The sequence below is a fragment of the Enterococcus sp. AZ077 genome (assembly GCF_051714965.1).
Taxonomy (GTDB): Bacteria; Bacillota; Bacilli; order Lactobacillales; family Enterococcaceae; genus Enterococcus_B; species Enterococcus_B hirae.
Genome location: NZ_JBIOSX010000001.1, coordinates 1,562,108 through 1,576,590, shown reverse-complemented (window position 1 = coordinate 1,576,590; position 14,483 = coordinate 1,562,108). Strand labels below are relative to the sequence as shown.

The window sequence follows — 14,483 nt, the reverse complement described above, 5'->3', positions numbered from 1 at the left end:
AAAAGCAAATAAGTCGAAGGTGAAAACATGCCAGAATTACCAGAAGTAGAAACTGTACGAAAAGGCTTGTCTCGTTTAGTCGTTGGAAAGAAAATCCAAAAAATCCAAGTCTTATGGCCAAGAATCATTGAACAACCAGAAACAGCAATCTTTGAAGCTTCGTTAGTTGGCGAAGAGATTCTGGCTATTGATCGAAGAGGCAAGTTTTTAATTTTTCGTTTGACTCATTATGAATTGATCTCACATTTACGTATGGAAGGAAAATACCAATTTGTTGAAAAAAATGAACCGATCGATAAACACACGCATGTCATTTTTTTCTTTGAAGATGGTAGCCAACTCCGATACCATGATGTACGTAAATTTGGACGAATGACATTAGTTGAAAAAGGAGCGAGTGATGCATACAAAGGCATCATGAAACTCGGTCCCGAACCGTCACCAGATGCATTCTTACTGGACGGCTTTCGTTTAGGTCTACAAAAATCCCATAAAGCAATCAAACCATTATTATTGGATCAAAAGTTAGTAACAGGCCTAGGAAATATCTATGTGGATGAAGCGCTTTGGGAAGCGAAGATCCATCCAGAACAGCCAGCGGATACATTGAAGCCCAAAGAAGCAGAGTTGTTACGAAAAGCAATTATTGACGTGTTGTCTCGGGCAATCGAGGCTGGCGGAACGACGATCAGGAGTTATCTCAATGCGTTAGGTGAGTCAGGTAACTTTCAAGTGGCTTTATATGTCTATGGCCAGACTGGTCAGCCATGTGTTCGTTGTCATACACCGATCGTCAAAACAAAAGTAGCGCAAAGGGGGACGCACTATTGTCCAAATTGCCAAAGACTAAAAATCAGCAAGTAGGCTATGTCTTAGGCTTAACTGGTGGAATTGCTACTGGGAAAAGCACTGCAGCAGCTGTTTTTAGCCGTCACCAAATCCCGATGATCGATGGAGATATCATCGCCCGTGAAGTCGTCCAACCTCAGACTCTCGGATTGGCGGCAATCGTTCAAGAATTTGGGGAAGAAATCCTTCAAGAAGATGGCACGCTTGATCGAGTAGCTTTAGCCAAGATTATTTTCGATTCGACAGAACAAAGACAAAAACTTGATCGCTTATTAGACCCATTTATCCGTCAAGCGATTACGGAACAGATTAAGCAACAAAAAGCAAATTATCCTTTAGTTGTCGTTGATATCCCTTTATTATTTGAAGGTCATTATGAACAGGAAATGGATGCTGTAGCAGTCGTTTACCTTCCAGAAGAAATTCAATTGCAACGTTTGATGAAAAGAAATCAATTGACACTGGACGAAGCAAAGAAAAGAATACAAAGCCAGATGCCGATTGAAGAAAAGAAAAAATTAGCAGATATCGTTTTTGACAATTCCGGTAGTAAGGATGAACTGACTTGTCAAATCGAACGTTGGCTCTCGGACTTCAACAATCGATTTCTTTGAGTATATTTAGATAGTTTGCTATGCTGAATATAAAGAAAAGAGGGGGATTGGTATGGGGACTTTTAAAAATCAAAAAGATAAAGTAGTCGGTTCTGCAAAAGAAAAACTAGGAGAGATCTTGAATAAAGATGAACTGGTAGATGAAGGACGGGCACAATCAGAAGCTGCAAAAGAAAATGATGAACGCTACAAAGCCAGAGTCGATGAATTAGAAGACCAACAAGCAGAAAAAGAAGCCAAGGAGCAAGATCTGACACAAGAACGAAAAAAAGATGATCCAACACACAAAAAAACACCTTTACCAGAATCCGATCATATTCCTGAACAACAAAAAATCGATGAACAACGAATGAAACATTATACAGGGATTGAAGAAAAACTTTAATGGGTATAACTTAGACTGTTGAAACAGAGAGTGAGACAAGTTTTGTCTCACTCTCTGTTTTTTTGAAGTATGCACCTGAAAGAAGTTTTTAAGAAGCACTGTTTTACATGCAGTTTTCTCGAAAGTCAAGCCTAATTGTTTTGCTTTGGAACAATTTCGATCAATCGATTGAAAAAAAGGTTCTTCTAACGAGGTTTTTTATACAGGAGAGTCGCCTGTAAGAATTGTTTCATGTTATAATACAACTAGTTACATGTGTGAAACTTTTTTTATGAAAAGCAGGAGTGAATCATAAAAATATTGTTTCATACGTAATTATTTACGTAACTATTATCGAGTGAAAATTTATCCTTTGAATGTTCGTTGAATCAATACTATATAAATTGATTCAATATATTAAATGAATGTATATCAGAAAAATTTCAGATTAAGAGGTGAAAATAATGAGATGTCCTAGATGTCAACATAACAATTCCCGAGTGATTGATAGTCGACAAGCGGATGATGGTCGAGCAATTCGTCGAAGACGAGAGTGCGAAAACTGTTCTTTTCGTTTTACAACATTTGAAAGAATTGAAGCAGCACCTTTATTAGTGATCAAAAAAAATGGGGAACGGGAAGAATTTAATCGTGACAAGATTTTAAGAGGATTAATCCGTTCAGCAGAAAAAAGACCAGTTGCGATGGAACAAATGGAGCAAATCGTAAATCATGTTGAAAATCGGGTGCGAAGTCTTGGTGAAAATGAAGTATCGACGACGTTGATCGGAGAATACGTGATGGAAGATCTGGTCAATTTAGATGAGATTGCTTATATCCGTTTTGCCAGTGTTTATCGTCAATTTAAAGATATGTCGGTGTTTTTAAAAGAATTACAAGACATCGTTGATAAAGCAAAAGAAAATAATAAAGAGAATCATAAAGAGAATCATAAAGAAAACAACGAATAAATCAGAAATAAAATCAAGTCATAAAAGGAGGCCAAATTCCTTGGATAACGCATGGAAAGAGCTTCAACCTAAAAATATCTACCAAGGAAGAAAAAGCTATCCGCTAAGAGAAGAAGGGAAATCCTCATTACTTTATCTCTACCAGCCATTAATCGGCAGTGAAGCTTTGAGTTTGTATTTTACCTTACTATCAGAAATTCCTTTACAAAAAGGCGTTGGACCGGAAGGATTACATGCTGATCTGTTAAGTAGCTTGAATTGTGGTATTCCTCAGCTTTATGAAGCACGAAAAAAACTAGAAGGGATCGGACTTTTAGAAGTTTTTTTCAAAGAAGACCCTAGCTTAGGGGGATGTTTTATTTATGAGTTACTTGAGCCAATTGAACCGTTAGCATTTTTTAAAGATACATTATTGTCTTTTCTGCTATTAGAAAAAGTCGGTCAACGGCGTTTTGATCAGTTGATCCAACTGTTTCAGCCGGAACATTTTTCGACGAATGATTATCAAAAGATCACGAAGAAATTTTTAGAAGTATATCACTTTAATGAAAAAACATATGCTGCAGATCAAGAGAAACTCGAGGAAAACCAACAGTCATTTACAACCAAATCAACTGATCTGGGGAAGTCCATGGAACAATCCACTCTTGATTGGCGCTTTTTGACAGATTGGTTGGCAAAAAAACATATCATGAATCTAGATGAATCATTGAAGGAACAGTTAACAATGTATCATTTACTTTATGGCGTGGATGAGTTGACATTAGGTGAATGGGTCGTACAAGCGTATGATTTTTCTGAGCAGACAGTATCTGTCAAAGAGCTTCAACGCATCGTATTGGTGAACCAACAGACGAAGCGAACAAATACATTGACTAATCAAAAAGAAGAAGCAACCTCTGCCAATCAGAATGAGACACCTAAGGAAGCAACTGCTCTGACAAATGCGACACTACAGTTAGTGAACGAAGCCAAAAGCATTCCGCCAATGAAATACTTAGAGGCACTGAAACAAGCAAAAGGCGGCTATGTCTCAAAACAAGAAACTTGGCTTTTACAGGATTTAGTTTCACAATCGGGATTGTCGAATAGTTTGATCAATATCCTGATCAATTATGTCTTAGTAATCAAAGATCGTCCTAGCTTAACCGCAAGCTTTGTCAACACGATCGCTAACGAATGGGCACAAAAAAAGATCATGACCCCAGAAGAAGCCATTGAACATATTCGGAAAACCAATAGCAAAGGCAAACAAAATACTAAAAATACGAACCAGAATTATTCAACTAATCGTCGAAACGTTCGTCGTGAGAAACTACCAGATTGGGTCAACCAGCCAAAAGAAGAGAAAAAAATCAGTAGTGAGAAAAAAGCGGAGATCGAACGACGATTCAAAGAATATTTTGCCAAGAAGGAGGGAGATAGCTAATGGAAGATGTAGGAAAAGAATTAAAGCGGATCATCAGCCAGCGAAATTATCAACAAAAATTTGCTGAAATGATCGAAGAAGTCCTCAACGATCCAGATGTGCAAGCCTTTTTGGCGGATCACAAAGATGAATTAACACAAGCAGATATCGAAAAAAGTTATGCAAAACTATATGAATTTGTCCAAGAAAAACGAAAATACCAAAAAAATGATCCTACGATGATCGCTCCTGGCTATGAGCCCAAGCTAACCTTGAATTTTCATTATGTCGATGTGACTTATGTTCCAACAGAAGCCTTATTGGCGAAGAAAAGACAAGAAGAAATTAGGAACCGGATCAAAGCTGTCGATATGCCAAAAGATATCCAAGATGCTTCTTTCAATAATTTTGAGCGTACCGATGGACGGAGCTATGCAAGTTTTGAAGCACTAGACTTTGTGGAAAATTATAGTGCAAGTCCCAAAGAATATCACAAAGGACTTTATTTAGTTGGCAGCTTTGGAATAGGAAAGACCTATCTTTTAGGGGCGACTGCCAGAGAACTAGCCATTAAAGGCTTTACAACTACACTTGTCCATTTTCCGACTTTTGCTGTTGAAATGAAACAAGCGATTGGAAAAGATCAAGTCGCAGAAAAACTAGATGCGGTCAAACGTTCACCCATTTTAATGATGGATGACATTGGCGCCGATGCAATGAGTAGTTGGATCAGAGATGAAGTCTTTGGTGTGATTTTGCAATATCGAATGCAAGAGCAACTGCCAACCTTTTTCTCATCTAATTTTACAATGAATGAATTGGAACAACATCTTGCTGTGACGCAGCGTGGAGATGAAGAACCATTGAAAGCCAAACGAATCATGGAACGAATCCGTTACTTGACGAAAGAAATTGAAATGACTGGACGCAATCGAAGAAATGGCTAGCGAAAAGAGAAAGCATAGAAGTCATAATTTTAGCCTTAGTAGGATTAGAATATGTGATTGAGAAAGCCTTTTGCTGAATTAGTTATTGCCCTATTTCCTGCCTATTGCTTTGATGGGTAGGAAAATAAGCAATGCAAATAATTCTCTTTTCAATGACTCTCGATGTTCACTTAGTTATTCAAGAAACTTATAATTTGAGATGAAAGTGTATCTGAATTCATACTTAACGCCACTTTTATTGATCGTAACAAGCTACAAAAGTGGTGTCATACTGGATAGAGTGATGATTACAGAAGCTTATGCCTGATCAATAGTCATCATGGTAACGAAAAAAGACAACCATAAATTTCTGATGAACAAGTATCAAAAACAAAATTGAACGACTAAAAACAGAATGTATTGATTTATCGTCAACTAAATAAAAAGTCAAAGAACGATCATCAATTGAAGTAATGTAAATAATTAGCCGGAGGATAAAGATATGAAAGTGATTTTTTCTTGTTTGTTGGCGACAGGGTTACTTTTTTCGCTAACAGGTTGTGGTAATGGAGATAAAAATGAGGCATCGATCGATTCGATTAGTGCGGAAACAACGACTAAAGCGAAGGATTCTTCTAACGAAGGACAAAGTATTTTTAAGGGTGAAATTGAAAGTATTGATGATTCAGTCGATGATACCATTCAAATCAAAGTGGTCAATGTAGATGAAATCGAAGACCCCGAGAATATTGGAACCTCTTTTGATAATGATGGTGTAACACTAAATGTTTTGAATGATCAATTAGTCGGAGGTAAGGAATCTTTTCAAAAAGGTGACGAGATCAAGTTTACTTTAAAAGAAAAACCAATTATGACAATGTCAATCCCTCCGCAAATTCCTGGTAATTCGATCGTTGAGGTAAGAGTTATTGAATAGTCAGTGTTAAACGTTTCGTAAAAGCAAATAGCTCATCAGGAGATTTGAAATTTTTCTTTTTCAAATCTCCTTCATTTATAGGGAAAATGTTATAATGAGGGGGAAGGAGTGAAGGTATGAACCACTTAGATTTATCGAAACGCTTAGCATTAGTGGGAGAACATGTCCCAACAGGAGCGTTTTTAGCAGATATTGGCTCTGACCACGCTTACTTGCCAGTTGCATTAATGTTAAAGGATAAAATTGAATTTGCTGTAGCTGGCGAAGTGGTGAAAGGCCCTTATGAGTCAGCAAAAAAACAAGTACAGAAAAATGGTTTAGAAAAGCGGATCGTTGTTCGTTTAGCTAACGGATTAGATGCGATTGAGCCAACAGATCAGATCAATGCGATCACGATTGCTGGTATGGGTGGGGCTTTGATTCGAGATATTTTAGAAGCAGGCGCCAAACAACAGCGTTTAACAGGGAAGGAGCGTTTGATTCTCCAACCAAATATTGGCGAGCAAGCAGTGAGAAAATGGTTGCAAGACAATTACTATCAAATCATTGCAGAAGAGATTTTAGAGGAAAACAAAAAAATCTATGAAATCATTGTAGCTGAAAAAACACCGACGAAGCATATCTATAATGAGGAAGAGATTCTGTTTGGTCCATTTTTATTGCAAGGAAAAACAGTGGTCTTCCAAAAGAAATGGCAAAGAGAATTAAAACAAAGACAAGCGATTTTAAAACAATTGGCACAAGCACAGAACCAAGAAGAACGTGTTGAAGCGATAAAAAAAGAAATCCAGATGATCGAGGAGGTTTTAGCTTAATGGCGATCAACGGTAATGAATTTATTCGCAAATTTGAAGAATATTGTCCTCAATGGTTGGCTGAAGAAGGAGATCCTGTGGGGCTACACCTCGGAACATTAAATAAACCGATTCAACGCATAATGATGACGTTAGATGTTCGTCCAGAAGTTGTGCAAGAAGCCATCGAAAAAAAGATTGATTTGTTAATTGCTAAACATCCTCCCATTTTTCGACCAATTAAACGATTAACAACGGATCATCCACAAGAAAAAATGTATGCTGATTTATTAAAACATGATATTGCTGTCTATGCAGCACATACCAATATGGATATTATCGAGGATGGACTGAATGATTGGTTTTGTGAAGCATTAGGAATCAATGTCGAAAATTATTTGTTAAAGACACATACAAGGCATTACAAAAAACTAGCTGTTTATGTACCGATCGAAGACGCTGACAAATTACGTAAGGCTTTAGCTGAGGCTGGTGCGGGTGAACAAGGTCATTACGATCATACAAGTTTTACCAGTATTGGCGAAGGTCGTTTTCGACCGAATGAACAGGCACATCCCGCAATTGGTAAAAATGGCCAACTAGAAAAGGTAGAAGAAGCTAAAGTGGAAGTGATTTTTCCTGAAGACCGTGAGGAAAAAGTGTTATCAGCTATGTATCGTGTCCATCCTTATGAAGAAGTAGCATTTGATTTGTTTTCAATTGACGAACCGACTCAAACCTGGGGGATCGGTCGAATCGGAGAATTACCAGAAGCGCTTGATTTAGATACCTTTGTATCTAAATTAAAAGAAGTCTTCCAATTAGAAGGGCTACGAGTTGTTCGTCCAACTCATACAAAGAGCACTGTTAAAAGAATCGCCATTTGTGGTGGTAGCGGCGAAAAGTTCTATCCTTACGCATTAGCTCAAAAAGCGGATATTTATATTACTGGAGATATCTATTACCACACAGCTCAAGATATGCAAAGTGCAGGCTTGATTGCGATTGATCCAGGTCATTATATTGAATCTTTATGTAAAGAAAAGTTTGTCGAAAAATTTGAGAAATGGAAACAAGAAGAAAATTGGACCGTTGATTTCTTTGTTTCAGAAACGGATACGAACCCATTTCAATTTAACTAAAGGAGAGCTGTTGTATGTACGAAAATCTTTTACCACGTTTTTTACGCTATGTTAAGACTGAAACCAGATCTGATGAAAGTAGTCAAACGACTCCTTCGACACAAACACAAGTCGCTTTTGCGCAAGTCTTGAAAAAGGAATTAGAAGATTTAGGACTAACCAATGTATTTTACAATGAAGAAAATGGATTTGTTATAGGAACATTGCCAAGTAATATTGAAAAGAAAGTTCGCTCGATCGGTTTCATTGCCCACATGGATACCGCAGATTTCAATGCAGTCAATGTTAATCCACAAATCATTGAGAACTACGATGGGGAATCAACGATTGTTCTAGATAGTGAAGAACATTATACATTAAATACCAAAGACTTCCCTAATTTGAAAAACTACGAAGGACACACATTGATCACAACTGATGGCAGTACGTTGTTAGGTGCGGACGATAAAGCTGGGATCGCTGAAATTATGACCGCAATGGAAATTCTGCTGAAAAACCCAACTATCCCTCATGGTGAGATCAAAGTAGCTTTTGGACCAGATGAAGAGATTGGGGTAGGGGCAGATAGATTTGATGTCCAGCAGTTTGATGTTGATTTTGCCTATACCGTTGATGGTGGTCCTTTAGGCGAATTGCAATATGAAACATTCAGCGCAGCTCAGGCTAATATTTCAATTCAAGGAAAAAATGTCCATCCTGGTACAGCCAAAGATACGATGATCAATGCATTACAATTAGCGATAGACTTCCATAATCAACTACCAGCAGATGAAGTCCCGGAAAAAACGACAGGTTATGAAGGGTTCTTCCATTTGATGGGATTAAATGGAAATGTCGAAGAAGCAACTATGAGTTATATTATCCGTGACCACGATCGAGAAAAATTTGAAGCACGGAAAGCGAAAATTACTGAAATCCAAGAAAAACTAAATAGTCGCTTCGATCAGACACGCGTGAAAGTTGATATGTATGATCAGTACTATAATATGCGAGAAATTATTGAAAAAGATATGAGCATTGTTGAATTAGCAAAACAAGCGATGATCGATTTAGAAATCGAGCCTGTGATTGAACCAGTACGAGGTGGAACAGATGGATCAAAAATTTCTTATCTAGGCATTCCAACACCTAATTTGTTCGCAGGTGGCGAAAATATGCACGGCCGATTTGAGTTTGTTTCTCTGCAAGTGATGGAAAAAGCAACAGATGTGATTGTAAAAATTGCAGAATTGAATACAAACGTATAAAATCAAATAGGAACGTGGATGGATCAAGTAAGTAAACGAAGTGGATCTATCCTTTTAGCTGGGGGTGGGCGTATTCCAACAATGGAACGTCTGACCCCTTGGTTTTTGTGTAAAAATGGGAGGAAGAAAGAAATGGAAAAATTGCTAGTTTTTTATAATCAAAGCTCAGGACAAGATGAAGGTGAAAAATTAGCAAGCTGGTTTAAAGAATATGCTTTAAAGAAACGACCAGAACTAATCATCAATCTAACGGAAACAGGTCCTTCGATCAAGCATGAGACATTAGTCAAAAAAGCTGAAGAAACGCACGCAGATACCTTGATCGTAATCGGAGGCGATGGTACGATCCATCATATTGTACAGGCTTTTCAAGATAAACTTGAGCATTATCAAGTAGGACTACTACCAGGAGGAACAGTCAATAATTTAGCCCGTGTTCTCGGTATTCCATTAGAAAAGGAAAAAGCTGCAGACATTATCTTAGAGGGACAAATCCGTCAAATCGATTATGGAAAAGTCAATGATGAAGTCATTATCTCAACTTTAACGATCGGTATACTGGCAGATACAGCTGTTTGGATCAGTCAAAAAGAAAAGCAAAAATATGGTTCTTGGATTTTTATCAAACGGTTCATCAAGTTATTATTAAAAAAGAGAAAGTATCATTTAGATATCAAAACAGAAAAAGAACATTGGCGAGGAAAAACACAATTATTGACAGTCACAATGTCTAACTCAGTAGGTGGTTATACGAATTTTGATGATTCAGCTTCACCCGATGATGGTATGTTTCATGTCACAATCATCCCATCTTTAGATATTTTTCGATTTGTTTTTTATTTGCCTCGTTTAATCAAAGGAAAAATTTACTCTGTCCCAGGTATCAATTATTTGACTGCTAGTCAAATCAATATCCAAGCACGGGAGAAATCAGTTGGTACTCGTACAGATGGTGATACGACAGATAATCTGCCTATCGAATTAGTCGTAGTCAAAAAAGGGTTGTCGGTCTTTGCTCCTAAAGAAGAGCAAAAATGATGTGCTAGAGGTGGAGGAAAACACGTATGGAAGCTTTACTACACAATCCTTTGTGGTTTTATTTAGTGATTGTCAATTTATATTTATTTTGTTTGATGGGTTACGACAAGTATCAAGCAAAAAAAGGCGGTTGGCGCGTTCCAGAAAATAATTTGATTTTTGTTAGTTTATTAGGCGGTGGAATTGGGGGATTGATTTCTCGTAAAGTATTCCATCATAAAACGAGAAAAAAGAAATTTACAGTAGGATTTGTACTAGGTGTATTGGTGGATTTACTGTTGATTTATTTTTTTCATTAAGGAGTAATTGATGGCGACAAAAGGTGCAAAAACGAAAATAGCGTTAAATCTATTCTTATTGATTGGAATTTTTGCCATTATTTATTATTTGATCAACCAATCTTTTGCAGATATTTTCGCTGAATTGCTGTCTACAAGCTTTATCGTTCTGGTAGCGGCATTCTTGTTAGGAACGATCTATCAGGTGGCAGAAGGTCGTTCAATCAAAGAGATTGCCCAGCCGTTCGAACCAACATTTTCCACTTGGGATGGTTTTTGGACGTCTTGCTATATTGCATTTTATCGAATCGTTTCATTTGGAACGGGAACTTTGATTTCAGAAATTTATTTTTATAATAAAAAAGGAATGAAATACTCACAAGGTGCAGGTGTCACTGCGTTGCATATGATTATGTATAAATTAGCCGTGATTACCTATGCGATCATTGGTTTGATCATCCATTTCTCTTTATTTTATTCCAAAGGACCAAACATGATCTGGTTCATTATTGCTGGCATTATTTTAACTGGGCTGATCATTGCCTTTTTATTGATGGTCTCAATGAGTCTGAATCTACAAATTTTCTTTGTGAGTATCTCAAACAAACTGTTTCGAAGTGAACGCATCAGAAGTTGGGTAGATACATGTAATACACAAATCTATTCGTTGAGAGAAACTGTCCAGACAATTGTCAAAGATCGAACAGCTCTATTACGCATCTATTTTTGGAATATGGTCAAACTTACTTTTTGGTATATCATGCCCTATCTCTTTTTGGTTGAAAACCATCCCACGATCGACTTTCTCTTGACCTTTTCATTTATCAGTTTTGCGGTAGTTTTATCTGGTGTCATCCCTACCCCAGCTGGAATCGGTTCATTTGAATTTGTCTATCTGTTGTTATTCAGACCACTTGTGGGAACCATAGATGCTGTTTCTTCTTTATTACTGTATCGGTTTAGCTCATTTATCTTACCTTTTATTTATGGGTTATGTTACGTGATTGCTGATCGTCGAAGGGTAATAAAACAAGAGATCCAAGATGTAAAAAACAACAAAAAAGAATCAAATTGATTATTACAGCGATTGTATAGAGTCATTTTATTAGATCTAAAACACAACAGTAAGTCCATCCAAGTTGGCTCTGTTGTGTTTTTTTTGATCACTTATTTCCGATAAAATAAGCGAGGTTATCTTTTGACCAAGACTGACCAAAGAGGTATAATGTTTATTGGAACGAGATGTATCATATTGAATATTGAAATTTTATATTCAGGAGGTAAGTAAAATGAACATTGAAAAAATGACAACCACGCTTCAAGAAGCGATTGCTGAAGCGCAACAAATCGCTGTCACAAGAAAACATCAAGAAATTGATATTGCGCATTTGTGGAAGATTTTTTTACAACCAAACCATTTTGGGCGCAATCTATACACTGATGCGGGAATGGATGTTGATACGTTTGAAAAGGAAGTAGATCGTGTATTAGATGAATATCCCACAGTTTCAGGGGGAAACGTCCAATATGGTCAGAATCTAAGCCAAAATCTATTCCGTTTATTAAATGAAGCAGACCAGTTAAGAGAAAGTTTTGGCGATGAATTTCTTTCAACAGAGATTGTAATTTTAGCCTTGATGAAATTGAAAAATTATCCATTGACGGTTTATTTGACCAAAAATGGTTTATCAGAAAAAGAGTTACGTAAAAATATCGAAGACATGAGAGGAGGAGAAAAGGTGACATCTAAAAATCAAGAAGAACAATACAAAGCACTAGAAAAATACGGCGTTGATCTTGTTCAACAAGTCAGAAGCGGGAAAATGGATCCAATCATTGGACGTGATGAAGAAATTCGGGATGTTATCCGTATCTTATCTCGTAAAACCAAGAATAATCCAGTATTGATTGGTGAACCTGGTGTCGGTAAAACAGCAATTGTAGAAGGGTTAGCACAACGTATCGTACGAAAAGACGTGCCAGAAAACTTGAAAGATAAAACGATCTTTTCATTAGACATGGGGGCATTGATTGCTGGTGCTAAATTCCGTGGTGAATTTGAGGAACGATTAAAAGCTGTGCTGAAAGAAGTCAAGAAAAGTGATGGACGAATCATCTTATTTATTGATGAAATCCACAATATCGTTGGTGCAGGGAAAACTGAAGGCAGCATGGATGCTGGAAATTTATTGAAACCAATGCTTGCTCGTGGTGAATTGCATTTGATTGGGGCAACGACATTAGATGAATATCGTCAATATATGGAAAAAGATAAAGCATTAGAACGTCGTTTCCAAAAAGTCTTAGTCAAAGAACCGACAGTAGAAGATACTATCAGTATCTTACGAGGATTGAAAGAACGTTTTGAGATCCATCATGGAGTCAACATCCATGATAATGCATTAGTCGCTGCTGCAACTTTATCTGACCGTTATATCACAGACCGTTTTTTACCAGATAAAGCAATTGATTTGATCGATGAAGCAAGTGCAACGATCCGAGTAGAAATGAACTCTATGCCGACTGAGCTAGACCAAGTGACTCGTCGCTTGATGCAATTAGAGATCGAAGAAGCAGCATTGAAAAAAGAATCAGACGATGCAAGTAAAAAACGTTTGAAAAATCTACAAGAAGAGTTAGCTGATCTTCGAGAAGAAGCAAACTCGATGAAAATGCAATGGGAAACAGAAAAACAAGAAGTCAATAGCGTTTCTTCTAAACGTGCGGAAATTGATAAAGCCAAACATGAATTAGAAGATGCAGAAAACAACTATGATTTAGAACGGGCTGCCGTCCTAAGACATGGAACGATTCCTCAATTAGAAAAAGAATTAAAGGAATTGGAAGCAAAAGCTAAAGACAGTGAAATCAAGATGGTTCAAGAATCAGTCACTGAAAATGAAATTGCGCAAGTGGTTGGACGTTTAACTGGTATCCCAGTCACAAAATTAGTGGAAGGGGAACGAGAAAAACTAATCAAGCTCAACGAAACATTGCATAAACGTGTGATTGGACAAGATGAAGCAGTAGATGCAGTCAGTGATGCGGTCATTCGCTCTCGAGCAGGATTGCAAGATCCAAACCGCCCACTAGGTTCTTTCTTATTCTTAGGACCAACCGGAGTTGGGAAAACAGAATTAGCGAAAGCTTTAGCAGAAAACTTATTTGATTCTGAAGAACACATGGTGCGGATCGATATGAGTGAGTATATGGAGAAACATGCCGTATCTCGTTTGGTTGGGGCTCCTCCAGGCTATGTTGGCTATGAAGAAGGCGGACAATTGACGGAAGCCGTTCGCAGAAATCCTTATACGATCGTTTTACTCGATGAAATCGAAAAAGCCCATCCAGATGTCTTCAATATCTTGTTACAAGTATTAGATGATGGACGTTTAACTGATTCTAAAGGACGTGTGGTTGACTTCAAAAATACCGTTCTTATCATGACCAGCAACATTGGTTCTCAACTGTTATTAGAAGGAGTGTCAGCAGATGGCACTATCCCTGAAGAAGTGGAAGAACAAGTAAGAACGATCCTTCGAGGTCATTTCAAACCAGAATTCTTAAATCGAATCGATGATACGATTTTATTCACACCATTAAGTCTTGAAAATGTGAAAGGAATCGTTGATAAAATGGTGGCGCAATTGGCAAAACGATTGGATTATCAAGAAATTCATCTAACAATCAGCGACGAAGCCAAAACATGGATCGCAGAAAATGCCTACGAACCAGCATACGGGGCTCGACCATTGAAACGCTTTATTACGAAAGAAGTAGAAACACCATTAGCCAAAGAAATCGTAGCAGGACACATCTTACCAAAATCTAAAGTAACGATTACCTTGCTAGCAGAGAAACTTCATTTCCAAACGGAAGAACTTGAAGACACGGAAGAGTAAAGAAACGGTAAGC

Annotated in this window: 14 protein-coding genes; all 14 read left to right on the top strand. The window is 37.4% G+C overall.

Features of this window, described 5'->3' with window-relative positions:
- The first annotated feature begins 27 nt into the window (after nt 1-27).
- Complete coding sequence (gene mutM / locus IGL28_RS07250; RefSeq protein ID WP_438843930.1) at nt 28-864, top strand: DNA-formamidopyrimidine glycosylase; 837 nt, start codon at nt 28-30, stop codon at nt 862-864.
- Nucleotides 828-1,463: a dephospho-CoA kinase gene (gene coaE / locus IGL28_RS07245; RefSeq protein ID WP_081127510.1), complete on the top strand. Its 636-nt coding sequence runs from the start codon at nt 828-830 to the stop codon at nt 1,461-1,463. The genes mutM and coaE overlap by 37 nt, the downstream gene beginning before the upstream one ends.
- A gap of 52 nt (nt 1,464-1,515) precedes the next feature.
- Nucleotides 1,516-1,848, top strand: a complete 333-nt coding sequence (locus IGL28_RS07240; protein WP_010737677.1) for a hypothetical protein — start codon at nt 1,516-1,518, stop codon at nt 1,846-1,848.
- A gap of 443 nt (nt 1,849-2,291) precedes the next feature.
- The gene (nrdR, locus tag IGL28_RS07235; RefSeq protein ID WP_063627173.1) at nt 2,292-2,798 is read left to right on the top strand and encodes a transcriptional regulator NrdR; all 507 of its coding nucleotides are present in this window, start codon (nt 2,292-2,294) and stop codon (nt 2,796-2,798) included.
- Between the two features lie 40 nt (nt 2,799-2,838).
- Nucleotides 2,839-4,227: a replication initiation and membrane attachment family protein gene (locus IGL28_RS07230; protein ID WP_081127513.1), complete on the top strand. Its 1,389-nt coding sequence runs from the start codon at nt 2,839-2,841 to the stop codon at nt 4,225-4,227.
- A complete protein-coding gene (gene dnaI, locus IGL28_RS07225; protein ID WP_081127514.1) occupies nt 4,227-5,153 on the top strand; it encodes a primosomal protein DnaI in 927 nt (308 codons plus the stop codon). The genes IGL28_RS07230 and dnaI overlap by 1 nt, the downstream gene beginning before the upstream one ends.
- A 481-nt stretch (nt 5,154-5,634) precedes the next feature.
- A complete protein-coding gene (locus tag IGL28_RS07220; protein WP_081127516.1) occupies nt 5,635-6,069 on the top strand; it encodes an LptM family lipoprotein in 435 nt (144 codons plus the stop codon).
- Nucleotides 6,070-6,185: 116 nt separating this feature from the next.
- Nucleotides 6,186-6,884: a tRNA (adenine(22)-N(1))-methyltransferase gene (locus tag IGL28_RS07215; protein WP_081204088.1), complete on the top strand. Its 699-nt coding sequence runs from the start codon at nt 6,186-6,188 to the stop codon at nt 6,882-6,884.
- On the top strand, nt 6,884-8,005 hold the full coding sequence (locus IGL28_RS07210; RefSeq protein ID WP_081127519.1) for a Nif3-like dinuclear metal center hexameric protein: 1,122 nt from the start codon (nt 6,884-6,886) through the stop codon (nt 8,003-8,005). Before IGL28_RS07215 ends, IGL28_RS07210 begins: the two co-directional genes overlap by 1 nt.
- A 14-nt stretch (nt 8,006-8,019) precedes the next feature.
- On the top strand, nt 8,020-9,252 hold the full coding sequence (gene pepT, locus IGL28_RS07205) for a peptidase T (RefSeq protein WP_081127520.1): 1,233 nt from the start codon (nt 8,020-8,022) through the stop codon (nt 9,250-9,252).
- 132 nt (nt 9,253-9,384) lie between these two features.
- A complete protein-coding gene (locus IGL28_RS07200; protein ID WP_025480176.1) occupies nt 9,385-10,290 on the top strand; it encodes a diacylglycerol/lipid kinase family protein in 906 nt (301 codons plus the stop codon).
- A gap of 26 nt (nt 10,291-10,316) precedes the next feature.
- Nucleotides 10,317-10,589: a DUF1294 domain-containing protein gene (locus IGL28_RS07195; protein ID WP_010719047.1), complete on the top strand. Its 273-nt coding sequence runs from the start codon at nt 10,317-10,319 to the stop codon at nt 10,587-10,589.
- 10 nt (nt 10,590-10,599) lie between these two features.
- Entirely contained in the window at nt 10,600-11,643 is a 1,044-nt protein-coding gene (locus IGL28_RS07190; RefSeq protein WP_081127522.1) for a lysylphosphatidylglycerol synthase transmembrane domain-containing protein, read from the top strand.
- 214 nt (nt 11,644-11,857) lie between these two features.
- The gene (clpB, locus tag IGL28_RS07185) at nt 11,858-14,470 is read left to right on the top strand and encodes an ATP-dependent chaperone ClpB (protein ID WP_010737669.1); all 2,613 of its coding nucleotides are present in this window, start codon (nt 11,858-11,860) and stop codon (nt 14,468-14,470) included.
- The last annotated feature ends 13 nt before the right edge of the window (nt 14,471-14,483 follow it).

Coding starts and splice junctions, on each gene's coding strand:
- mutM (WP_438843930.1), top strand. CDS start 28: ATGCCAGAATTACCAGAAGTAGAAACTGTACGAAAAGGCTTGTCTCGT.
- IGL28_RS07240 (WP_010737677.1), top strand. CDS start 1,516: ATGGGGACTTTTAAAAATCAAAAAGATAAAGTAGTCGGTTCTGCAAAA.
- nrdR (WP_063627173.1), top strand. CDS start 2,292: ATGAGATGTCCTAGATGTCAACATAACAATTCCCGAGTGATTGATAGT.
- dnaI (WP_081127514.1), top strand. CDS start 4,227: ATGGAAGATGTAGGAAAAGAATTAAAGCGGATCATCAGCCAGCGAAAT.
- IGL28_RS07220 (WP_081127516.1), top strand. CDS start 5,635: ATGAAAGTGATTTTTTCTTGTTTGTTGGCGACAGGGTTACTTTTTTCG.
- IGL28_RS07215 (WP_081204088.1), top strand. CDS start 6,186: ATGAACCACTTAGATTTATCGAAACGCTTAGCATTAGTGGGAGAACAT.
- IGL28_RS07210 (WP_081127519.1), top strand. CDS start 6,884: ATGGCGATCAACGGTAATGAATTTATTCGCAAATTTGAAGAATATTGT.
- pepT (WP_081127520.1), top strand. CDS start 8,020: ATGTACGAAAATCTTTTACCACGTTTTTTACGCTATGTTAAGACTGAA.
- IGL28_RS07200 (WP_025480176.1), top strand. CDS start 9,385: ATGGAAAAATTGCTAGTTTTTTATAATCAAAGCTCAGGACAAGATGAA.
- IGL28_RS07195 (WP_010719047.1), top strand. CDS start 10,317: ATGGAAGCTTTACTACACAATCCTTTGTGGTTTTATTTAGTGATTGTC.
- IGL28_RS07190 (WP_081127522.1), top strand. CDS start 10,600: ATGGCGACAAAAGGTGCAAAAACGAAAATAGCGTTAAATCTATTCTTA.
- clpB (WP_010737669.1), top strand. CDS start 11,858: ATGAACATTGAAAAAATGACAACCACGCTTCAAGAAGCGATTGCTGAA.